The sequence below is a fragment of the Pseudomonas sp. PH1b genome (genome assembly GCF_000633395.1).
Taxonomy (GTDB): Bacteria; Pseudomonadota; Gammaproteobacteria; order Pseudomonadales; family Pseudomonadaceae; genus Aquipseudomonas.
Genome location: NZ_AYMU01000003.1, coordinates 1 through 23,233 on the forward strand (window position 1 = coordinate 1; position 23,233 = coordinate 23,233).

The following is a 23,233-nucleotide window of genomic DNA, read 5'->3' on the forward strand; positions in this document are numbered from 1 at the left end:
TTAGTTGAGTTATATTTCAGATGGCTAACTAAAGGTCCAACTCCGTGCTCTCTTGGTTTCTGCAGAAGACTAACTATTCGATCAGGCACTGCGCAGCTAAGGATCATCAATAGCGCACGATTGATCTTGATTCAGAGATGTTTCAGAGAGCAGTGCATGCCCTGCTGCGCTTGGTGTGGACGCTGACTTGGCAAGCAGTACGCTAGGTATCGCCAAAATAAGATAGACTGCCGCCCTATCTTGTTCAGGCCCCCCTCGTCATGCCCGCAGAGCATGTTCCCAAGCCCTATACCCTCCTGGCGATCGACGACGATCCGCAATCGTTGATCGTGCTCTCGAAAACCCTGACGACCGAGTATGAAGTGCTGCTGGCCAAGAGCAGTGAGCGTGGTCTGGCCCTGGCGCGCAGCGCCTGCCCCGACCTGATCATCCTCGACATCCTGATGCCCGAGATGGATGGCTTCCAGGTGCTCAGCGAGCTCAAGAGCCACCCGGCGACCGCGAGCATTCCAGTGATTTTCCTGACCTCGCGCAGCAGCGTCGAAGACGAACGCATGGGCCTGCTGCTCGGCGCCGCCGACTACATCGCCAAGCCGATTTCGCCTCCGGTGGTGCTGGCCCGGGTGGCGACGCAACTGGGTTATCGCAACAAACCCCTGCATGACCTGCAACCCGTCGCGGAGCCCTCGGCCGGCAGTGACATGCGCGACGGTTTTATCAGCGCCCTGGCCTTGCAACTGGCCGGCAATCGGCAGATCCGTCTCGAAGCCCTGCTCGATACCTTGTCCATCCTGCTCGACGGCAGTGTGACCCAGAGCGACTCCGCAGCGTTTCGCAACGCCGCCTGCCTGGCCTTGATGGGCCTCAACCAGCCGGGCAGCCGTATCGATCAGGCGCTGGCCCACAGTCGGGTACTGATTGAGGAAATTCTCGCCCGCGCCGAGCCGGAAGACCGCATCCTCAACCTCGCCTGGAAAATCACCCACGCCGAAACTGTGCTCAAGGGCCCATGCAGCCCGGCAACGTGGGAGCACCTCCCCCACTCGGCCCGTCTGTTCGCCCTTGCGCTGAACTACCATTTGCACCTGCTCCAAGCCAGTACCGATGATCTCTCCAGTCGCCATGCTCAAGCCATGCGCCAGATGTACCAGCAGCCGGGGTTCGAGCAATGCATCGCCGGCGGTCCGGAGCCGCTCTCGGCGGCCTTGCTGAGGTCTTCACAGACCTTTCTCGACCGTTGAACGGACTGTGAGCCTCGCCAATGCCTAACTTCGCAGATCTGGAGCTGTTCATTCTGATTGCCGAACTGCAGGGCCTGTCGCCCGCCGCTCGCATCATGTCGATCACCCCGGCTGCCGCCAGCCTGGGGCTCAAGCGTCTGGAAAACCGTCTTGGCGTGCGTCTGTTCACGCGGTCCACGCGCACCATGAAACTGACCCCCGAGGGTGCACGCTACCTGGAAAGTGCACAGCACGCCTTGAAGATCCTGGCCAACGGCAAGCGCTCATTGAGTCACGATGACGGGATGCTGGAGCTTACGGTGTCTTCCGACCTGGGCCGCAACCTGCTGCTAGATATGCTCGCCCGGCTCAAGCAGGAACGGCCGCGAATGCATATCAAGCTGGCGCTGAGCGACAAGGAAGAGGACCTGCTCAAAGGCCGCTTCGATGCCGCCTTGCGCTATGGCAAAAGCCTGGCGCTGGACCTGGTCGAGCTACCGGTGCTCAAGCAGCATTACTTTATCGCCTGCGCTGCGCCCGCTTACCTGGCTGAACATGGCGAGCCCGATTCGCCGGAACAGCTGAGTGCCCACGAGTGCATCATCTGCCACAGCATTGGCCGCCCGGAGAGCCGCTGGCGTTTCCATGCGCCCGGCAAGGTCGAGGACGTAGCTGTACAGGGGCATTTTTGCTGTGATGATGGCGATGCCGCACGGCGCTGGGCACTGGCCGGCCACGGCGTGGTCAATCTGCCGCTGTTGAATGTCATCGAAGACTTGCTCGCCGGTCGCCTGCTGCCGCTGTTGCCTGGCTGGCAGTCCGACGCCGCGCCGCTGAGCTTGGTGGTATCGCACCGCTCGCAGATCACCTCGTCGTTACGCGCCTTGCATCAATGTCTGGTCGAGCATTGCACGGACCGCATGGCCCGCTATCTGGCCCTGACCCAGAGTGCTGGCTAGCTCTGCTGCGTGCGCAAGTCGACGAGCAGGTCATGGGCCTGCTGGAATTCCAGCCGGTAAATCCGCTCCTGAATGGCCCGCAGGGCAGCGCCCGGGTGCTGCTCGTACAGCTCATCGATCATCGCCAGAGCCTGCGCATTATGGGTGCGCAGCAGGTTCCCCAGCCGCTCCAGCCTGGGCATCAGTTCAGCGTCCAGCCCTTGGTTCTCCAGCGCACACTCATCGCCCGCCGCCGGCAGCGACGCCAGGCCGGCCAGTACCGGCGCAAGGCATTGCGCCAACTGCTGGATCAGCGGCGCAAGGTCAGCCTGCCCGCTACAGTGTTCCTCCAATTGCCTGGCGGCTTGCCTGATCGCCGTGGCGCCGATGCTTGCGGCGGTACCCTGCAGGCTGTGGGCAAGAAAGCCGATCACGGGTAGGTCCTCAGCAGCATGGGCACGCCACAAGCGCTCGATGATCTGCTGCTGGGTATCACGAAAATCCGCCAGCAGTTTCTGGTGCAGCGCCAGGTCCTGGTTAACCACCGCCAGCCCGAGCACGCTGTCGATTCCCTCGTAGGTCATGCCCCGGGGGCTCGCGGCTTGCGGTGGCGGAGTCTGCGCCGCCGGCATTTCCACTTGTTTGATCCAGCGCACCAGGGTCCGATAGAGCACCGTAACCTCCAGGGGCTTGCTCAGCAGGTCGCTCATTCCGGCAGCCAGCGCCCTGCCCTGCACATCGGCCTGGCTACTGGCGGTCACGGCGATGATCGGCAGCGCCTTCAGGTGCGGATAACCGCGAATCTTCTGCGTCGTGCCGTAGCCGTCCATGACCGGAATCTGGCAGTCCATCAGCACAGCGTCGAAGCGCCCTCCTTCGAGTAACAGGCTCAAGGCCTCGGCGCCATTCGCCGCCAGCAGCACCTGTATGCCGACGCGCTGCAGCAAGCCCTGCAACACATCCTGGTTGAGCCGGTTGTCTTCGACCACCAGCACCCGCGTACCCGCCAGCAGCTGGGCATAGTCTTTGCTCGTGCACAGCCCCTTTGCGCCGGTAACCGCTGGTACGGCTGGCGTGGTGCTGTTTGAGGTGGATGGCGCTTGCAGCGACAATTGCGGCATGCCCAACTGCACGCTGAACTTGAACACTGCGCCCTGGCCCGGCGTGCTGCGTACTTCTATGTCGCCCTGCATCATCTGCACGATTTTCTTCGAGATAGTCAGCCCCAGACCGCTGCCGCCGTAACGCCGACTGATCGACAGGTCCGCCTGGACAAAGGCATTGAACAAGCGTGTCTGCTGCTCATCGCTGAGCCCCACCCCGGTGTCGGTGACGCTGAAGCACAGCCGGGCCTTGTCGCCCCACTGTCGCACCAGGCACACGCCAATACAGACATGGCCGGTCTCGGTGAACTTGATCGAGTTGTCCACCAGGTTGGTCAGCACCTGGGCCAGGCGCAGTGGATCACCGACATAACGCCCTGGTAGCGAGGCCGGAATATCCAGGTACAGCCGCAGCGCTTTTTCCTCCGCACGCTGGCGTACCAACAGCAACACATCGTCCACCAGTTCCCGCAGGTCGAAGCCCACTTGCTCCATGCTCAGCTTGCCGGCTTCGATCTTCGACAGATCAAGCACGCTGTTGATGGTGCCCACCAGGTGTTTCGCCGCACGGTCGATCTTTTCGATGTAGTCGCGCTGCACCCGCTCCAGCGGCAAGTCCAGTGCCAGGTGGGCCATGCCGATGATCGCGTTCAGCGGCGTACGGATCTCATGGGACATGCTGTCGAGAAACTCCGACTTGGCCTGGGTGGCCAGCTCGGCATCGCGTCGTGATTGCTGGATTTGCGTTTCCACCGCCTTGCGCTCGCTGATGTCCTGCAACACCCCGGTGACCCGCGTCGGCTCACCATTGGTATCGCGCTGCATGACCTTGCCGATGTCCAGGACCCACAGCCATTGCCCGTCTTTGTTGCGCATGCGGTATTCGGCGCGGTACTCGCCGACTTCATCGTTGAGGTGCGCCTTGAGTAGGGCCATGACCGGTTCGTAGTCGTCCGGGTGCACCAGACAGGTCCAGCGCTCCAGGCCATGGCCGAAGGCCTGTTCCATCTGCTGTTTGCTGTAGCCGAGAATCTGCAGCCAGACATCGTTGTTGATCACCGTGCCCAGGCTGAGGTTCCAGTCCCACAGCCCCAGGGCGCCGCTTTGCAGGGCCATGTCCAGGCGCTGTTCGCTCTGCTCGATCTGCGCCACGTCGCGCTTGTGCCGCCGAGCATCGGCCAGGCGCCGCAGGCCGCCCCAGAGCAACAGCAGGAACACCAGGGCACTCAATCCCTCGATCAGCAGCACCTGTTCCCCTGGCAACAGCGCATCCAGGTCGCCCAGGGTGATCAGGGTCCAGGGACCGTTCGGGTCATTCCAGTCGTAATCCACCCGGGACAGGCTGTAGCGCCGGCCATCCAGCCGCACCACCGGCTGCCGGGCATCGAAAGGCAGGCGCTCGGGCACGCCGTTGGCAAACCGGTAGTCGCCGAACTGGCGGCGGATCTCTCCAGTGAAGCGGTTCCACGGCCAGGCCCGGTCGGACTTGAGGACAAAGGCCGGGGAGCTGGCGGCCAGTACCACGCCGCTGGGCGACAGGATCATCTTCAGGTCGTCGCTGTACGGCTTGCTCAGGCTGGCATCGAGCATATCGGCGTCAAAACGCGCCACCAGCACCCCGATCACCTGGTCCTGGCGCGTGCGTGATTCGAAGATCGGCACCGCCATGTAGAACATGCGGGTGCCGGTGGTGCTGCTGATGGCGCCGTAGACGCTGCTGCCGCCCTTGAGGGCCACCTTGAAGTAGGGTCGGAAGGCCACATTCAGCCCCAGTGGGGTCTGCCCCTGCTGGTCATGGGCGGCCACCACCACCCCGTCCCGGTTGAGCACGAACGCATGGTTGGCGTCCACCACCAGGGACAGGGTCTTGAGGGGGATGGTGGCCCGTTCCATCAGGTCCGCAGAGGGTTCGGGCTCCAGGACGATGCGCTTGAGCGAGGGGTTGTGACGCCCGAGGATCGACAGTGCACCAATGGCAAAACCGTTGGATTTCCATTGCTCCAGGTCCTGGGCCTGCTCCCGGGTCTGCAGTTCGACGCTGGCCCGGTAGACGTCTTCGACCTGCAGCCGGTAGTAGTTGCCCAGCGCCACCGCGGCGCCGGCCGCGATCAGCACACCCAGGGCATAGCAGCACCGCCGGTGGCCGTCGAAGAAGTCCAATAACCCGTACAACTGCTTGCCCCTTTACCGGAAAAAAATCTTGCCCGCCAACCCTTGCCTCGGGGCATCGCCAGGCCCGGTCAGCGTCTTGCCAGCCGGCGTGGAAACTCCGGCGGCAAAAAATCGCGGTCCGGATCGTAGTCGGCCTTGAGGTAATCACCAAGCGCCTTGAGGTCCTGGGGCGACAAGGTGCCCACCGACTGTTTGAGCCGCAGGGTGTCGAGAATGTAGTCATAGCGGCTGTTGTTGTACTGGCGCACCGCGTTGTAGAGCTGACGCTGCGCTTCCAGCACATCGACGATATTGCGGGTCCCGACCTGAAAGCCCATCTGCGAGGCCAGCACCGCGCCCTGGTTGGAGATGATCGACTGGCGCCGCGCCTGCACCTGATCGACACCACTGTTGAGGCCACGATGCAGGTTGCGGGTCTGCTCCACTACCTGACGGCGCAAACCGTCGTTGAGATACTCGCGCTGGTTCATCCGCTGGTGGGCTTCGCGCACCTGGGAGCGGGTCTGGCCGCCACTGAACAGCGGAATGTTCAACTGCAGCCCGACCGTGCGCTGCTCGACATTGCCGCCGTAGCCATTGCCACGGATGTCGCTGTTGCCGTAGCCCAGGCTGTCGTTGTCACCGGTCTGGTAGCGCAGCACCGCGTCCAGGGTCGGCGCGTGCCCGGCCTTGCGTGCGCTCAGGGTCTGCTGGCTCGCCTCCAGGGCCTGCTGGCTGGCCTGCAGGGTCAGGTTCTGGCGCACTGCGGTGTCCACCCAGCGCCGGGCGTCGTTGGGCTCGGGCAACCGCACCGGCATGTCGTGGCGCAGGCCCTGGATGGCCTGGTACTGCTGATGCGTCAGGGTGTCGAGGGCCTCGAAGGCATCGTCGGTCTGCTTTTGCGCGACGATGCGATTGGCCCGCGCGGTGTCATGCCCGGCCTCGGCCTGGAGCACATCGGTGCGGTCCGACAGGCCCAGTTGCAGGCCGCGCTCGGCCAGTTGCTGCTGACGCTTGAGCGCCGCTTCCTCGGCCTTGGCCGCCGCCAGGGCGTCCTGGGCCTTGAGCAGGCCGAAGTAGGCCTGGGCGCTGTCGAGCATGAGTTTCTGCTCGGCCGCGGCCAGCTCCAGCTGGGCTTGCTGGTCCTCGGCCTGGGCGGCCTTGAGGGTGAACCAGCGATCGGCACGAAAGAGCGGCTGGTTGAGCACCGCCTGATAGCTGGTGCCACTGCGCCGGGTGTCCTGCCGCGGCTGTTGCAGGGAGGTGCCGGTGGCATTCAGGTCGGCGCTGGCCGACAGCGTCGGCAGCAGCCCGGCCCGGGCCTGGGGCACGGCCTCGGCCCGGGCGGCCTGGTCGGCACGGGCCGCGGCCAGTTCGCTGTTGTGCTCACGGGCATCCAGGTACACCCGCCACAGGTCGCTGGGCAACCCCTCGGGCGGGTGTTGCGCAGCCTGCGCCTGGGCGACACCAAGCAATGCAAGGACAGGCAGCCAGCCGGCAAGGGCTCGCTGTGGCGAAGTCATGGGTTTGATCATGGTGAGTTCTACACAAGAAAATAATAGGGCCGCAGACAGGAGGGGCTTTGCGCCCCTCCTGTGATGACTCCCCTGCGGTCAGCTCAGTGGAGGTACCAGCACCGCCTGCGCGGCCTGACGGTCTTGTGGCAGATGCTCGCGGGCACCGCCGGTGTCGGCGAAGGCCGCCATGGCCCCGCTCAGCTTGGCCAGGCTCGGGCCCTCGAGCGCCGTCGCCGAAGCGATGGCATTGCTGTCCGGCACCGGCTTGTTCTCACGGGAGGACAGCTCGAACAAGCCGCCCTGGGTCAGCCCGGTCTGGGCGAAGCCCTTGAGCAGGTGGTCGACGGTGATCACGGCCGAGTCGCCTTGCAGCTCGATCTGCAGATGCCGATGCGCCGCAGCCTGGTTGCCCAGCACCTGGCGCAGCACCAGGGCGCTGCCGCTGCCGACGTCGGTCAGCAACACGTCCTCGCCCTGGCGGCTGACGAGGATGTTGTTGCCATCGGCCACCGGCAGGAACAGGCGATCCAGGGCCTGGCCGGGATCGTCGTTGTCGATCACCACCGTGCGGTAATGCGCCCACATTGCCGGGCTCAGGCGATAGGTATCGTCGGCACTGCCTCCGTGCAGCACTACGCTGTCGACCCCGGCAATCAGCGGGGGCGCCAGTTCATCCCGAGCGTCAGCCCCCGCCATGCCCTGCAGCAGCAGCGAGGAGCCGATACGCTCGACATTGCCGTAGTGGCCGAGCTTCAGCGCCGCCCCTTCCTTGACCTTGTACAGTGCCTGCTCGGTCGGGCTGTAGACGTAGGCCGAGCGCGGCGATTCGGCGTCCACACCGATAAAGCGCAGGTCGCCGGCGGCAGGAATGCCGTTGCTGGCATACAAGCGCCCGCTGGCGATATCGAACCAACCCCGGGTCTGGGCGTCCTGCAGGGTCAGCACGCCCTTGGCGCCCCACTGGCCGGTCACTGCCGCCAGCGCCTGGGGCAGATTGCCCGCATGCGCCTGCTGCCAGCCCTTGTCGACCGCCACCAGCTGCACATCGCCGTTATTGGCGCGCAAGAGGATTTCCCCCTGGCGCGTGGTCAGGCGCAAGCCGGCATCGACCTGGACGGCCGAGCGCAGCGGTGCCTCAGGCAGCAACAGCGTGGCCGCGGGCAGTTGCGCCGTGGCCTCAAGCACCTCATCGCCGCCAAAGGCCGTTTTCAGTGCCTCGGGGCTCAGCGGTGCCTGCAGGTACAGCTTGCCGCTTTCGGGCTCGAACAGCCGCGCGCTGGAGCTGGCGCTGTCGAAGCCGAGAAACTGCAGCGGCTTGCCTTGCAGCGCGGCCGCAGCCACCACCACCTGGCCGTTGTGGTACCACACCGCCAGCGCCGTCTTGCCATCGCCGGCCTTGGCCCCGAATACCGCCAGGGTGGCGTTGCTGCCGTTGACGCTGGCCAGGTCCTGCCACCAGTTGGCACGGCCCTTGAGCCAATGCTCGTTGACCGCTTCATAACTCAGGCGTCCCGTCGCCTCGATCCGGGCCATGCGCCCGTCCTTGGTCACGGCCAGCAGATGGCCATTGAGATTGAGCACATTGGCCAGGGGTGGCGTGGTCAGGCGCAAGGCGCTTGGCTGGCCGGCATCGAGCACCTTCTGCCCCGGCCCTTCCTGGCGGAACAGCACCTGCTGCGCCTTGCTGTAGAAATAAAACACTTCCTGGCCACCGGGCTGCGCCAGGCTGCCCGCCAACACCAGGTCCGCCGGAATCTGCCAGGCGCTTTGCGCCTGACCCGGGGCATCGGCACGCGGCGCCTGCCCGGCCGGTGGCGCCAGGTTCGGCTTGATCACGATGCCGTCGCTGCTGCGCACCCAGTAGCGGTGCGCGACTTTGGCGCTATCCAGACCAAACACCGTGATCAGCTCTGCCGCGGTCGGCTCCAGCAGGGGCGCCCCCAGGCTGTACACCGGGGTATCGCGCTGGGTGGCCTGAGCCTCGTAGCCCCTGAGCAAAGTATTGAGCAGGGTCTTGGCGTCCTTGCCATGCTGACTGTTGCTTGCCGACAGTTGCAGCAGCGATTCATCGCCGACCACCCCCACCAGCTCCATCCGGTCACCGAGGATACGGAAGCTCAGTTCTGCTTCCCGCTCCTTGAGCTGATAGCGACGGGCCAGATACACCGCATCGCCCTCTTGCCAGAACCGGCTGATCTGGCCGGCGCTCTGGTTGAACGAAGGGGCGAACTGCGCATCGACCTTGCCGCTGGCAATATCGACCCGCCAGGCGGCGGCGTTCTCGGCATCGACGAAGTAGGCCTGCTCGCCGATGACCGCCCCCAACTGAGCGTTGCGCGCCTGTTGCACATCGGTGTCGGTGAACAGCATGCGGTCGTTGGCGACGTCGTAGTACGCCCGGCCGACATTGCGCTCACCGTGCTTGTAGTTCTCAACCAGCACGTATTGGCCGTGCAACTGATGGGCCTGCGCCAGTTCCTTGAGGTGCTGTTCGATGCGGTGCCCGGGCACTTGCCATTGGCTGGCGTCTTCCTTCACCACGTAGGTGGACTGGCTGGCAAAATCGGCCGCACGCACTTCGCCCTTGGCGTTGACCAGCAGCACCTGTCCGCTCTGGGCCGGATCGAGCTTGACCTTGACCCCACCCACCAGCAAGTGGTCCTTCGCCACGCTGATGCTGTCGCTCTCAAGCTGGCTGCTGTCGATGATCCAGCGTGACGGCTGACTGCCGACCTCGTTGCTGAGCCTGACCTCAGTGCCTTCGTTGAGGCCGATCAGGTATTCGCCGCCTGCACCCTGGATGTCGTAGCGCAGGTAGCCATACAGTTCCTTGGGCAGCTGCGGTATCACCAATTGCCGGTTGTGCCCATCGAGCAGCACTTCTACCGGCGTCTCGACGTACTCCTGGTGAATGCGCCGGATCGTCTCCTCGCTCGGGAAGATGTAGAAGTCGTAGTCGAAACGCCGGTCCTGCTCAAGCTTGCGAATCACATCGAAACCCGTGTCATGCCGGGTAGTGGCACCCGGCAGGATCATGTACTCGTAGCTGATGTAGGACTTGGGCGTGCCCGGCAGGATCACCGTCCTGCTGTCACCGTGTTCGAGCTTGGGCGGCTTGTCGCCGTGGCCAATGCCGCTGCGTACCTCGATCGCCTGGGCGCGGTCGTGGATCATCCGTGGAAAGTCCCCGACCCAGAAGAAGTAGTTGATCGCCCCTGAACCGGTGGAGCCGTGATGGGTGCGGTAAATGTACTGGCTATCGAAACCTATCTCGTTGGCCCGCAGGTCGAGGCGCTTGACCACCGCCCCGGCCAGCGGCACCAGCACTTGCTGTTTTTCGTCATAACGATAGCCGTTGCCTTGGTAGGCTTTGTCGAGGGTGTCGAAGTAACGCCCCACCGCCTTGGCGTCTTCGGCCACCGCGCCAAAGGCCTGGGCCAGTGCCGTGAAGCCCACCGCCAGGCCACCGAGGATCACCCCCGCGCCACCGAGCACCGCCGCTGTTGTCGAGGCACCGATCAGCCCGGCACCGATACCCGCCGCGCCGCTGACAAAACTTGCCGAATCGAACGCCAGCTGGGTGCCGAACACGGCCTTTTGCACATCGTTCTCGGCATGGGCCAGCTCGTAGGCATCGAGGCCGACCATGGCCCCGCCAAACAGCAGGCCCGCGCCCTCGTTGACCGTGTGCCCCAGGGTCGAGGCAAAGTCCTTGAGGGAGGTTTCGGCGGCCATGGCTTCGCCGCGCAGGGCGGTCTGCACCAGCTTGGTGACATTGGCCACATCCTGCACGGTGCCATGGCCGATCTGCACCAGGCCCAGGTAGCTGTGGATCTTCAACGCAGTGGCCAGGTCCGGCGACTGCGTGCCCTGGCCTGCATCCTTGCGGTTCTTGTCGGCAAACCACTGGATCAGCGTCTGTACCGCAAAGCCGGCGTTCAGGCCGTCCACCCCCGAGGCTTCGCTGACCCCGGCACGGGGCCGGATCTGGCCATGCTCCAGGGTGAAGTGCTGGTTGAAGACGCGCATGTGCTCATCGACAAAGCGGCGGAACTCGAAAAAGGTGCCATCGTGGGTGGTCAGCAATTGCGTGCGCTCGGGCTGGTCACGGTTGATGAACTGCACCTGATAGCGCCCCTCCGGGGTTCTCTCGGTGGTGGCGATGATCGGTATCCACTGGCTGCCCAGCTGGTTCTCCCGGGCCAGGCGGGTGCTCGCGGCTTCGAAGCGCGCGCCCCACTGCTCGGCGTCGAAGGTGGTCAGTGCCGCGCCCAGGCGCAGGTCTTCACTGACCCGCTGGCGGGCGTCCAGCGCCTGCTCGACCTGGCGACGCTGGCCGATGACCCCGGCCAGCTCCTCGGGACGGGACAGGTCGGCAACGTTCAGGCCGTTGCCCACCGGCACCTCGGCCATCTTGCCGGTGTCGATCTCGATCAGGTTGAAGGCCGGCGCCGACTGGCTGCCGAACGAGCCGTAGTGGGTGGCCAGGTTGCGCTTCACCAGGTGCTGCTGCATGGCCTGGGACAGGCCCTGGGTGGAATCGAAGGCAAAGATCCCCACGTTGGGGTCGTAGAAGTAGTAGCGCTGGCCCTCGGCGGTCGAGGTGCTGCCCACCATCATCGAGTGGTTCTGGGTATTGAGGGCGTACATCGCCGTGCCCTTGCTGGCAGCCAGTCGCGCCACCACATCGGACAGCTTGAGCTGCCCCACCTCGGTCGAGGCCTGTACCGCGTCGACGTTGGAGTGCAGGCGGATCAGGCTGTTCTTGAGCAATGTCGAGCTGCCGGCCTGCGGGTCGGCGGAAGCCAGGAACAGCTTCTGCACCAGGCTGTTGACCCCCGCCTCGCCGCCACTGGCCAGGGCCACGGCCATGGCCCGGACCAAGGGGTAGCAACGGCCGCCGGAGCGGTCGCCCACCAGCGACAGGTAGAAGTCCTGGGGCGCCAGCTGGCTGAAGACACTGCCGGCAGTGCGGAAGTCCTCACTGAACACCGCGGTCTGGCGCAACACCTTGTCGATGTACTCGGCCTGGGCGGTTTCGCTGATGCGTGCGCTCAGGGCGCCACGCTGCTGGGGCGAGAGCGCGCCCTCGAGGAACAGCTTCTTCATCTCCAGGGACGACATCCCGTCGTCGACCCCGGGGATCTTGATCTGGCGAAAATCCCGCAGGCCATCGCTGAAGGCCGTGCCCCGCGCGCCCCGCTGGTAGGCCTCGGCGGTGGCATAACGCTCGCCCACGCTGCTGGCCCGCTCCTGGCCCGAGCCCTGGATCGCGGTATCGTCGGTGCGCACCACCGCGCCAGTGCCGTCCTTGGCCTTGATCTGCTGCCAGAGCCAGGTCTTTTCCACCGAACCGGCTTCGCGCAGCACCGGATCGTACTGCGCCCGGTAGTAGTCCTGGGTCAGGTTGATCTGCTTGATCTGCTGGTCGATCAGGGTCTTGTCAGCGGCGCTGCGGCGTTGCTCCTGCAACTGGTAGCGCTGCTCGGAGAGTTGCTGGATATCGGCGCTGACCTTGGCCTGCACCGCTTCGCGCAGCTGGTTCCAGGCAGCGATCGCCGGATGCTCGGGAGTAAATGCCCCGTCGCGGTAGACGCCGTCGGCCACCCCGTCGGCCGATACCCCGAACTGCGCCGCGACTTTCTTCAGGTTCTGGTGCACCTGCTCGCGGTAGGTGGCGAACTGGGTGCGGTTGCGTTCCGTCACCTGGGGGTTGGCGGTCTGGATCTCCAGGGGCTCGGCGCCCTCGCGCAGCTTGGGCCAGACGGTCTGGCCCTGGCGCTGGTACTCCTGGCGCTGGTACACCAGCTGCCATTGGCCGTCCACGTACTGCATGTAGGCGGCGGCCAGGCCCTCGGCGGTACCGGCAACCTGGTAGTCCTTGTAGTCCACGGCCATCACCACGTTGTCGTACAGCAGCGAGCTGTTGACCCGGCCGTCGTGATAGACCCGGAAGGTGTTGGCGTCCAGGCTGGTCACCACCAGCGAGCAGCCCGACAGGGTGCCGGTGAACAGGAAGCGGCCCTCGGCGCCCTGCTTGGGAATGTCCACATAGGCTGGTGCGTCATTGCTCTGGTTGGGGCCGTTGTAGCCGAGGAAATACGCCGGTGCGCTGTTGCCGCTGCCGGCCACCTCACCAGCGCCATGCCCGGTGTATTCAAGCTCGTACAGGTTCGGCGCAACCTTGACCAACTGCACATTGCCCTGGGCCGGCAGGCGCCCCGACTTGACCAGGGCCTCGGCGCTGAGGGTGTGGGTCTTGGCGAACTGCACCGGGTCGGCGCTGAACTGCTGGATGTCGGCGCTGCCCTGGCGCGGTGGTGCCCCGCCCCCCAGCGAGGCCAGCCCGGCCTTGAGCTGCAGGTCCTTGGCCGCCTGTCCCAGCAGCGCGGGCATCGGCCCGACGTCGGTGAAGCGCGGCGCATGGAACTCCTCGCTGGCCGGCAAGCCTTGATTGACGAGCGGCAGGACGCGCTCCATCACCCCGTCGTACAGCTCGCCCTGCAACGCCTGGGTGCTGCCCTGGGCGCGGTAGCGGTCGAACATCTGCAGCACGTCCGGGCCAATGCTGTCCGGGCCCTGGGGCTCGTAACGGGCAGCCACATACAGGGTCTCGAAGAACGAGTGATAGCCGTTGCGGATCATGAAGGCCGCGTTGGCCATCTGGAACTGCCAGTACTGCTTGACGCTCAGGGCACCGCCGAACAGCTCCGGCAAGACGTTGCTGACGGTCTGGGTGGTGCCGGAAATGCCGCCCACGAACGGCGTGTCCAGGTCGCTCATGTAGCGGCTGGCGGGGTTCGCCGGGTCGGGACGGAACTGGTTGTAGCTGCGGTACTTGTCATCCGCGATCAGCCAGGTGGCAGCGGCCTGGGCCTGCTCCGGGTGGGTATTGAGGATCAGGTACGGGTCGGGCTGATTCAACCGGTTGTTGATCACCAGCCGGTCGGCGCCGGTGGACGGTGCCAGCCCGGGGTGGCCATTGACCGGCGCCGCGGCCTTGGAAAAGCTGTCGGCCACCGGCCGCAGGGCATGGAACAGCGCCTGTTTGCGCAAGCTGCGGCCCTGGTCGCCGGCCAACTGCGCCTCGACCGCGGGGCGCAGCTGGGCATCCCCCGCCTCCAGCCCTGCGGGGCCACGCAACAACAGGTTCAGCAGCTTGCTGTCCAGGGCGCGCTCCACCGCCACCTGGTCGACGGCCTCCACCTTGGGGTTGTCGGGATGCTGTTGCGCCTTGGCGTTGGCGACCCGCAGGTTTTCCGCGTCGTAGGCCTGGGTCCGCCATTGCTCATACAGCGGTGCCAGCAACAGCTTGGCCTGGGCAATGTCGCTCTGCACATAACCGCCCTGCAGGACCTTGGCCAGCGCCGGGGACTGCGCCAGCTTGTCGGCCAGGCCGAACAGCAGCCCGTCGCTGTCCCGGCTCTGCCACACCGACGCGGCGAAGGACTGCTCCCAGAGCACCTTGTTCAGGTTGTTGCCCTTGATATCCCGCAGGCTGGCACGGATGTGCTGCGGCATCAGCACCCCAGCCGGGGTGATGTGGTTGCGCTCCAGCAGGCGGCTCAGTTGCTGGACGAAGGTCGCGCGCTCGCTGCTGCCTTCGAACAGGCGGCTGGCCTTGGTGCCACCGTCGCGCAGTTGTTCCAGCTTGTTGAAGAACGCCGCGTTGTACTGGTACAGGGCCTCGGTCTGGGCCTTGCTCAGGTGGCTGCTGCTGACCTTGTCGCCGTCCACGCTCATCAGTGCAAACGGCGTGGCAGCGCGGAACTCGCCGCCCTGGGGCATTTCCAGCAGGTACTGGCGTTCGCTGAAGCCCACAGAGCGCTCCAGCTCGTGGATATTGACGAAGACCCCGTCCCGGTCCAGCTGGTAGCTGTTGTGCCGGAAATCCTCCAGGCCGATGGTCTGGAAGCTGCTGAGGTCGGCGTTCCGGGTGATCAGTTCGCTCAAGGCACTGCCCAGGGGCACTTCGCGGCGCACGCTGGTAGCCGGGGACTGGCCCGAGACCTGGACCCCGACCTGGTTGGGCACCTTGCGATCGACACTGGTCAGCAGCAGCTTGTGGCCGTCACTCAGGACCTGGGCCTTGAAGCCCTCGCGCAACGAGCTTTCCGACACCAAGTGGTGGGCGAAGTACTGCTCGACGAAGCCGGTCTTGACCAGCACCGAGCGGATCGGTGCATAGGTCGGCGAGCGCATGGACGGCGGTTCGCTCTTCAACCGGTACTGCTGCTGCCAGGCCAGGGAACGGGCCGCGGTGCCGAAGGAGAAGTTCAACACCCCATCGGTGGGCACCACCAGCCGCCCGCCGTCCAGGTAGAAGTCCTTGAAGCGCCCGTCGGTGCTGGCATTGACCAGCGCCACGTTCATGCGGATGTAGCCCGGGCGCTCCTCCAACATCAGCAGGGAAATGTTCACTGGCAGCTCGTCCGATGCCCGGGGCGGCTTGGCCAGCGCTGCCAGGCTCGCGACCTGCTGCTTGGGCGCGGTCTTGAGCAGGGCGTCGTAGCGGGCGCTGACTTCCTTGTAGGCCTGCAACTCGGAGAACAGGGTCACGTAGGCCTGGCTGAAGGTGGTGTCGGCCACCTGCACCTCGAGCTGCTGCTCCAGGCCCTTGATGCGCTTGGCGAGCTTGCCCTGCTTGGCCGGCGCATCGGCGGTCAGGCCCTTCAGGTCGAGCTTTTGCCCGCCACCGGCGCCGAGCACGCCCAGGGCCTTGGTCCAGCTCTGGTCATAGCGGCTGACGGCCGCGTCCTGCCGGCTGTAGAGCAGGATGTCGCGGTCCAGCTGCTGCTTGTAGGCGCTGGTGGCCGGGGTGTCGGCGATGGCGTTCATTTCCTTGCGCCGTTGTTGCAGGGTCTGCAACTGGTCGCCGAGGGAGACCGGGTTGTCCTGCATCTGAAAGTGCTGGGCCGCCAGCACGCTGAGGGTGCTCTGCTGCATATCCAGCAGGCGTTCGCCGACCTCGCCGAGGTACGCGGCGCGCTCGTCGGCACTCATGTTGAACCATTCGCTTTGGCGCCCGGCGGCCTTGATCTGTTGGTCGATCAGGGAGTTGAGCAGGCGCGTGAAATCCTTGGACATGGAAGCCATTGCAGTGATCCTTTGTCTGTTTGAGCAAAGCCCTTCGCGTGGTGAAGAGCTGCCTAGGGAAATGCGGGGTGGGGAGACATGACTGGTGGGTGAATCCTCCTGCCGTCGGTGGGGTCAATCCTTCATCTGCAGGGCCCACTGCCGGGCGTACAGCCCGTCCAGGTCGAGCAGCTGTTGGTGTGTACCTTGTTCGAGCACCCGGCCCTGATCGATCACCAGAATCCGGTCGGCGTGGCGCAGGGTATTGAGGCGATGGGCAACGCTGATCACCGTGCGACCGCGGGCGATGTCCTGCAGGTTGCTCATCACCGCCGCTTCCGACTCGTAGTCCAGGGCGCTGGTGGCTTCGTCGAGCAACAGAATGCCGGGGTTGGTCAGCAGGGCCCGGGCCAGGGCAATGCGCTGGCGCTGGCCGCCGGACAGCTGGCCGCCACGCTCGCCTACCTGGGTCTCGTAGCCCTGGTCCAGGGCCTCGATAAAGCTCGACGCCCCCGCCAGGCGGGCGGCGTGCTGCACCTCGGCATCACTGGCCTGGGGCCGGCACAGGCGGATGTTCTCGGCAATGCTGCCGGCGAACAGCAGGCTTTCCTGGAGCACCACGCTCATGTTGCGGCGCAGGGCCACCGGGTCGGCGATGGCCAGGTCGATGCCGTCCACCATGACTCGCCCGTGCTGCGGCACATACAGGCGCTGCAACAGCCGGGTCAGGGTCGACTTGCCGGAACCGGAAGGCCCGGTAATGCCGACGAACTCCCCCGGCTGGATCTCCAGGTCGAGCTGGCGCAGCACTTCCTGGCCGTCTTCCTGGTACCGAAAGCGCACCCCCTGAAAACTCACCCCGCCCTGCAGCGCCGGCACCGAGGCCAGGCCACCGCTGCCGCTTTCGCACTCGGTGTCGAGAATGTCGCCCAACCGGCGCAGGGAGATCAGGGTGTGCTGGAAGTCCTGCCAGACCTGGGCCAGCCGCAGGATCGGCTCCACGACATGCCCGGCGAGCATGTTGAAGGCCACCAGCTGGCCCGGGCTCAACTGGCCGTCCAGCACCAGCATCACCCCCCACCAGAGCAACAGCGCCGCGGTGAGTTTCTGGATCAGGCCAATGCCCTGCCCGGCCCAGATGCCGACGATGCGGGTGTGGAACGCCGCCCGCACATAGGCCGCCAGCTGGCGCTGCCACTGCTGCTGGAAGCCGCTTTCGATGGCCCCGGTCTTGATGGTCTCGATGCCGGTCACGGCCTCGGTGAGAAAGGCGGTGTTGGCCGCATTCAACTCGTACTCGCGCAAGGCGCGGCTGCGCAGCAAGGGCCCCACGCACAGCCAGAACAGGAAATACAGGGCCAGGGAGCCCACCACCACCCAGGTCAGCAGCGGTGCGTAGCTGTACATCACGGCGATGAACAGCCCGCAAAAGGCCAGGTCCAGCACCAGGGTCAGGGCCGAGCCGGTGAGAAACTGGCGGATCTGCTGCATCTCGCCGACCCGGGCAATGATCTCGCCGCTCTGGCGTCCCTGGAAATACCCCAGCGGCAGCTGGATCAGGTGCTGGTACAGGCGCGCCGACAACTCGGCGTTGATCTTGCTCGCCACGTTGCTGAACAGCCAGGAACGCACCAGGCCGAACAAGGGCTCGAACAGCGCCAGGGCCAGCATGGCGATGCCCAGCACCTGCAGGCTCGACAGGCCGCGGCTGACCAGCACCCGGTCGATGATGTTCTCGAACAGCAACGGAGTCACCAGGGCCACCCCCTGCAGCATCAGCGACACCAGCAGCACGCTGCGAAACTGCCGCCCGTGCTTGAGGATCGACGGCAGGAACCAGGACACCCCGACCCCCCGGGCCCCGGGCTGCACATGCTGCTCGGCCAGCAACAGCACCTGGCCCCCGGGGGGCCAGAGCTGGGCCAGCTGGGCCCGGGACAGGCTCTGGCATTGCCCCAGCAGCGGCCAGTAGACGCGCACCTGGTCGCCCTCTACCGCGTCCAGCACCGCCCAGCCGTTGCTGGTTTCCAGCAGGGCCGGCAACGGCAGGTGGTCCAGGCGCTGCACCTGACTGTTCACCGCCCGGGCGCGCAGGCCGATCCAGCCGGCGCAGCGCCGCAGGTCAAGGCTGTCGGCCAGGCCCTCGACCCGCCCCAGGCGGTGCGTCAGTTGCGCCACGCTGATGCTCAGGTCGAAGCGCCGGGCGGCCCAGGCCAGGGCGTGCAGGCTAGTGTCGAGCAGGGTCGGCGAAAGTTCGTCGCCAGGGTTGCAGGCAGTGGTCATGCTCAACGCTCCCGCAACGCTTCGGATTGGTACTCGCGAATCGGGCTCAGCAGGTAATTGATCACCCGCCGCTCACCGGTGCGGATCTCGCCGGTCACGCTCATGCCGGCCTGCAAGGGCATCCAGCCCTGCCCCGCGGCAATCGCCGCCCGTTCCAGGCGAATCCGGGTGGGGAACACCAGCCCCAGTTGCTCGTCCTTGATGGCATCCCCGGAGACATGGTCCACGGTGCCGCGCAAGGTGCCGTAGCGGGTATAGGGGAAGGCATCCACCTTGATCTCCACCGGCTGGCCGGCCCGCACAAATCCCACGTCCTTGTTCAGCACCATGACCTCGGCATCCAGCTCGGCGCCCTCGGGCACTATCACCAGCAGTTGCTGCGCCGCCTGCACCGCGCCACCCAGGGTGTGCACCGCCAGTTGCTGGACCACCCCGTCCACCGGTGCCAGCAGGGTCTGCAGGCGCTGGCGGTCGCGGCCGCGGATCAGCTGCTGCTCGAGCACGGCGATGTCCTGCTGGCTGCGATTGAGCACTTCATGCTGTTCGCGCTGGGTCCGGGCCAGGAAGCTGTCGCGCTGCTCCCGGCGATTGCTGGCCTGGGCCTTGAGCACCTGCAGCTCGGCCTGTTGCTGGGCCAGGGAGCGTTCGACGTCCAGTTGCTCCTTTTCCTGTTCCAGCAATTCCACCAGGGGCATCAGTTGTTCGGCTGCCATCGCCCGGCGTGCATGGAGCCGTTTGCGCACATTGCTGGCCAGCTTGCCCAGGGCACTGATCTCGCTGCCCCGGGCCTGCTGACTGGCCTGGTTGATGGCGATCTCGGCGTTGAGGCTGTCGAGGTTGGCGCTGATTTCCTTCCAGGTACTGAGCAGTTGCTCCCGGGCCGCCGCTGCCTGCTGTGGCTCCAGGCCCGCAGGCGCCTGGTAGCTGTGCAATGGCTCCGGGGTCAGCAGTGCCCGGGCCCGGGCCAGCTCCAGGCGCTTGAAGTCCAGTTGGGTTTGCAGCTCGCTCAATTCGGCGTCGATGCCAATCGGGTTCAGCGCCACCAGCACCTCGCCGGCCTTGACCCGCTGCCCGTCGCGCACATGGATGGCGCGCACTTCACCGGCCTCGTGGGCCTGGATCACCTTGGTGTAGCTGGAGACCATCAGGCGCCCGGCGGCGCTGGCATGAATGTCGAGGAAGCCCAAGATCGCCCAGCCCAGGGCCAGGAGGATGCTGAAGATCAGCAGCAGCGCCGTGGCCCGCGCCCAGGGCGCCGGCGGACGCTCGACAATCTCCAGGTAGCCGGGCTGGAATTCGTATTCGTCGCGGTTGCGCTTGAGCAGCGCCGGGGCCTGAGCCAGGCGCTGGCGGGCACGGCGCAAGGTGCGCAGCAGTGAGCCGAAGATCATGCCTGCTCCTCGCGCAGGGCCTGTTGCAAGGCCCACAGCCGCGAGTAGCAACCGCCGTTGGCCAGCAGTTGCTGGTGGCTGCCCGACTCGCTGATGCGCCCCTGTTCCAGGGCGATGATCCTTTGGCAATGGCGCACCGCCGACAGGCGATGGGCAATGATGATTACCGTGCGGCCCTGGGCGATGCGCGCCATGTTGTCCTGGATCAGCGCCTGGGATTCATCGTCCAGGGCGCTGGTGGCTTCGTCGAAGATCAGGATGCGCGGGTCGCCCATCAGCGCCCGGGCAATGGCGAGGCGTTGCCGCTGGCCACCGGACAGCGAGCTGCCGGCTTCGGCCAGCACTGTGTCGTAGCCCAGGGGCAGGCGCAGGATGAAGTCGTGGGCGCCGGCCAGGCGCGCGGCGTCGATCACGCTTTCCAGGGAGGCGGTGGGATGGCGCAGGGCGATGTTGTGCCGCACGCTGCGGTTGAACAGGTAGTTTTCCTGCAGCACCACGCCGATCTGGCTGCGCAGCCAGGCCGCTGGCAATTCTGCCAAAGGTTGGCCGTCGATCAGGATGCGCCCGGCATCAGGGGTGTAGAGCTTCTGCAGCAGGCGGGTCAGCGTGCTCTTGCCCGAGCCGGACGGCCCGACGATGCCCAGGGTCTGCCCGGCGGCGATATGCAGGTCCAGGCCGCGCAGCACCAGCGCCAGTTCCGGACGGTAGCGGAAAGCCAACTGTTCGATGCGCACCTCGCCGCGCAGCGGCTGCTCCGGGGCCCGGTCGCCCTCGGCCTGCTCCACCGGCAGGTTGAGCATGTCCCCCAGCTTGTCCACCGACACCCGCACCCGGACGAACTGCTGCCAGACGTCGATCAGTTTGGCGATGGGCTGGCTGACGTGGGACAGCATCATGTTGAAGGCGATCAGTTGGCCGATGGTCATCTGCAGGTCGATGACACGGCTCGCACCCCAGCAGATCACCGCCACCGCAGTGACCTTCTGCAACAGGGTCACCGCCTGGCTGATGGCGCTGCCCAGGGTCTGGCTGGCGAACCCGGCCTCGACCATTTCCGCGGTCTGGGATTCCCAGCGCCGCTGCATGCGTGGCTCTACCGCCAGGCTCTTGATGGTTTCGCTGCTGCTCACGGTTTCATTGAGGAAGGCGGTGTTGCGCGCCGCGCTGTAGAACTGACGCTCGATGCGTTTTTCCAGTGGCCCGCTGCTGAGCCAGGCCAGCAGCGCATACAGCGGCAGGGTCAGCAGCACCAGCAGGGTCAGCGGCCAGGAAATCCACGCCATGACGGCGAAAAACACCAAGGTGAAGGCCACGTCCACGCACAGGGTCAGCAGGGAGCCGGTGAGGAACTCGCGGATGCTGTCCAGCTCCTGGACCCGGGTGATGATCGCGCCGACCTGGCGCTGCTTGAAGTACAGCAACGGCAGGCCGAGCAAATGGCGGAACAGCTTGACGCCAAGACCGATATCGATGCGATTGGCGGTGTGCGCCGACAGGTATTCGCGCAAGCCCTTGAGCAGCACCTCGAACAGGCCGACCACCACCAAGGTCATCACCAACACGTCGAGAGTCGACAGCGCCCGGTGCACCATGACCTTGTCCATGACCGCCTGGAAGAATAGCGGGGTCGCCAGGGCCAGTACCTGCAGCAACAGCGAGCAGAGCAATACCTCACCCAAGACCCGCCGGTGGCGCAGCAGCTCCGGAATGAACCAGGACAGATCGAAACGCAGGCCGCCCTGACGCAGACGAATCACCTCCCCGCTCCACTGCTCGGCCAACTGCGCACGGTCCATCACGTCAGGGGTCTGCACTGCAGGTCGTTGCACCAGCGCCTGGGTGTCAGAGAGCCGGGCCAGCAGGATGAAATCGCCGTGCCGGTTGCGCCAGACAAGGGGCACCATCTTCGGGGTCAGCCTGGTCAATGCCAGACGTTCAAGGCGTAGTTCGACGCCGGCGGTTCGTGCGTAATCCCTGACCGCCCGGCGCAGGTCAAGCGGCGGGGCTGGGGCCGGGGGGGGCGGCTTGCGGCGCGCGCTCCTGGGTCAGTTGCAGCAGCAGGTGGCAACAGGCCAAGGCTGAATGAACGGCCGCACCGGCTGGGGATGAAGTGGCAGACAACCGCGTCATAGCGCAGCGTCCGTTAAGCATTGGCAGCAGGGTGTTGCAGAACTGACTGGCATAGACCGCTCGTTTCTTGCTCCAGAGAGCGTGGAGGCAGGAACGAAGTCTGAGTCAGAAAACTGACGATGATAATCAGCGTTTGGATTGAAGCGTTTTAACTAAAACTTGAAGTCTTCCCGGAAAAACACCTTCCGCTTCGATTGAAATCATGCAGGTTGGGGGGCTCGTGAAGGATCTACTCAGCCCTTAGGAGGCGTACAAGCTCAAGACACTCGTGGTAACGCTCAATGAATAATGCATAAGGGCGAATATGTAATATCTGCCCACTTCCCTTGTTGTGAAATACGCGCATCTGAATCCGCGAAAACATCGGGAGGGCAATCCGCACGGAAAAAGTTGTTACATAAACACTGGCAGCTGTGAAAAGTCAGTCTAATTTGAATCCTACCTCTCCCAGATTTCCTTGGTGGTCAGTAATCCGAGGTAGTGTTCCTCGTATTGTTGCAAGGATGAGAGCTTGTGTGCAGTAGCCAGCCGGTTAGTTCACTGGAGCGCCATACCATGGAACCTCTGATTGGAATATTTACTCCGATCGCACCGAGCTTTACCGCAGCCCTTACAGATCTTGCGTTTCTCATCTGTCTAGCGCTCGCGATCGTGTTTTGTTTTGTACTTGGCTCCAGCCCAGCACAAAACGAATGGAGAAAAAGATGCTTTTTGCTTTTTATCGGACTTATAAGCGGTTGTGTTGTAGCCGTGCTGGCAGTTCCGTTCGACCCGGTTGACGGCGCACTGTATTCGCCTATCAGCAATGCTTTGGGGCTCGTGTTAACCGGCTACATAGCCAGCCAGCTAGGGCCGCTCGCCAAAGATATTCTCAAGCCGCCGCCAGCCAACACTCTTGATTGGACGAAGGTGGGGTACCTGACGTTTGGTCTGATAGGTGCGGCGTTAAGCGCCACGGTAATCGTAGTGAACCGCACTGAGTGGATTGCTCAGGCCGTGCGCTGCAATCCAGATTTCTATGCTCGATCTTTGCCGGAAGAGCTACGGAGCAAGATGCCCCATGATCAAAAAACCTGCGAACGATTAAAAATAGGCGTCAGCGAGAGCCCCCACCCACCCCCTCTTGCTGTTTATAAAAGTCTCAGTGTTTCCCCATACAGCTTGGCCTATATACGAGCACTGCCTTGGCAGACCCAGGAGCTTGGCCAATGCGTATACAAGCTGAAACCCATGGGAGCGCCAGAACTATTGTTTGAGTGCAGGACAGTCGGAATCAACGCCACTTCGCGTGATGATGACAAAACAGCAAAGCCCAATAACAGCGAGCGGGCCAGATAAAAATCTGGCCTGTCCACTGTAAAGTGGATTGACGAGTTCAACGAACTGAACAAGGCCGTTTCTATGAACTTCGAACAATCGGCTTTT

The 23,233-nt window shown here is 64.7% G+C and carries 8 protein-coding genes and 1 pseudogene; 3 read left to right on the forward strand and 6 right to left on the reverse strand.

The features are described from left to right. Positions 1-260: 260 nt before the first annotated feature. Together U873_RS0105610 and U873_RS0105615 are read left to right on the forward strand one after the other, a co-directional pair. Complete coding sequence (locus tag U873_RS0105610) at positions 261-1,241, forward strand: two-component system response regulator (RefSeq protein WP_025127303.1); 981 nt, start codon at positions 261-263, stop codon at positions 1,239-1,241. 20 nt (positions 1,242-1,261) lie between these two features. Continuing rightward, the gene (locus tag U873_RS0105615) at positions 1,262-2,179 is read left to right on the forward strand and encodes a LysR family transcriptional regulator (RefSeq protein WP_025127304.1); all 918 of its coding nucleotides are present in this window, start codon (positions 1,262-1,264) and stop codon (positions 2,177-2,179) included. On the opposite strand, the gene U873_RS0105620 is transcribed toward U873_RS0105615, so the two are convergent. The 6 genes and pseudogenes from U873_RS0105620 to U873_RS34250 form a co-directional block, all read right to left on the reverse strand. Further along, positions 2,176-5,421: an ATP-binding protein gene (locus tag U873_RS0105620; RefSeq protein WP_025127305.1), complete on the reverse strand. Its 3,246-nt coding sequence runs from the start codon at positions 5,419-5,421 to the stop codon at positions 2,176-2,178. The two genes, U873_RS0105615 and U873_RS0105620, sit on opposite strands and share 4 nt — an antisense overlap. A gap of 80 nt (positions 5,422-5,501) precedes the next feature. Then, positions 5,502-6,947: a TolC family outer membrane protein gene (locus U873_RS0105625; protein ID WP_025127306.1), complete on the reverse strand. Its 1,446-nt coding sequence runs from the start codon at positions 6,945-6,947 to the stop codon at positions 5,502-5,504. A 78-nt stretch (positions 6,948-7,025) separates the two neighbouring features. Further along, complete coding sequence (locus U873_RS0105630) at positions 7,026-16,025, reverse strand: TcdA/TcdB pore-forming domain-containing protein (protein WP_025127307.1); 9,000 nt, start codon at positions 16,023-16,025, stop codon at positions 7,026-7,028. 114 nt (positions 16,026-16,139) lie between these two features. After that, a complete protein-coding gene (locus U873_RS0105635; RefSeq protein ID WP_025127308.1) occupies positions 16,140-18,287 on the reverse strand; it encodes a type I secretion system permease/ATPase in 2,148 nt (715 codons plus the stop codon). Between the two features lie 2 nt (positions 18,288-18,289). Further along, positions 18,290-19,678, reverse strand: coding sequence for an HlyD family type I secretion periplasmic adaptor subunit (locus tag U873_RS0105640; protein WP_025127309.1), 1,389 nt, complete (start codon positions 19,676-19,678; stop codon positions 18,290-18,292). Continuing rightward, positions 19,675-21,808 (reverse strand): annotated as a pseudogene (locus tag U873_RS34250) (type I secretion system permease/ATPase). The gene U873_RS0105640 and the pseudogene U873_RS34250 overlap by 4 nt, the downstream one beginning before the upstream one ends. A 555-nt stretch (positions 21,809-22,363) precedes the next feature. Here U873_RS34250 and U873_RS36585 point away from each other — a divergent pair. Then, positions 22,364-23,146, forward strand: coding sequence for a hypothetical protein (locus tag U873_RS36585; RefSeq protein ID WP_157838063.1), 783 nt, complete (start codon positions 22,364-22,366; stop codon positions 23,144-23,146). The last annotated feature ends 87 nt before the right edge of the window (positions 23,147-23,233 follow it).

Bases quoted from the DNA above. Each gene is read 5' to 3' on its own strand.
- U873_RS36585 (WP_157838063.1), top strand. From the start codon at position 22,364: ATGGAACCTCTGATTGGAATATTTACTCCGATCGCACCGAGCTTTACC.
- U873_RS0105625 (WP_025127306.1), bottom strand. From the start codon at position 6,947: ATGATCAAACCCATGACTTCGCCACAGCGAGCCCTTGCCGGCTGGCTG.
- U873_RS0105610 (WP_025127303.1), top strand. From the start codon at position 261: ATGCCCGCAGAGCATGTTCCCAAGCCCTATACCCTCCTGGCGATCGAC.
- U873_RS0105640 (WP_025127309.1), bottom strand. From the start codon at position 19,678: ATGATCTTCGGCTCACTGCTGCGCACCTTGCGCCGTGCCCGCCAGCGC.
- U873_RS0105615 (WP_025127304.1), top strand. From the start codon at position 1,262: ATGCCTAACTTCGCAGATCTGGAGCTGTTCATTCTGATTGCCGAACTG.
- U873_RS0105635 (WP_025127308.1), bottom strand. From the start codon at position 18,287: ATGACCACTGCCTGCAACCCTGGCGACGAACTTTCGCCGACCCTGCTC.
- U873_RS0105630 (WP_025127307.1), bottom strand. From the start codon at position 16,025: ATGGCTTCCATGTCCAAGGATTTCACGCGCCTGCTCAACTCCCTGATC.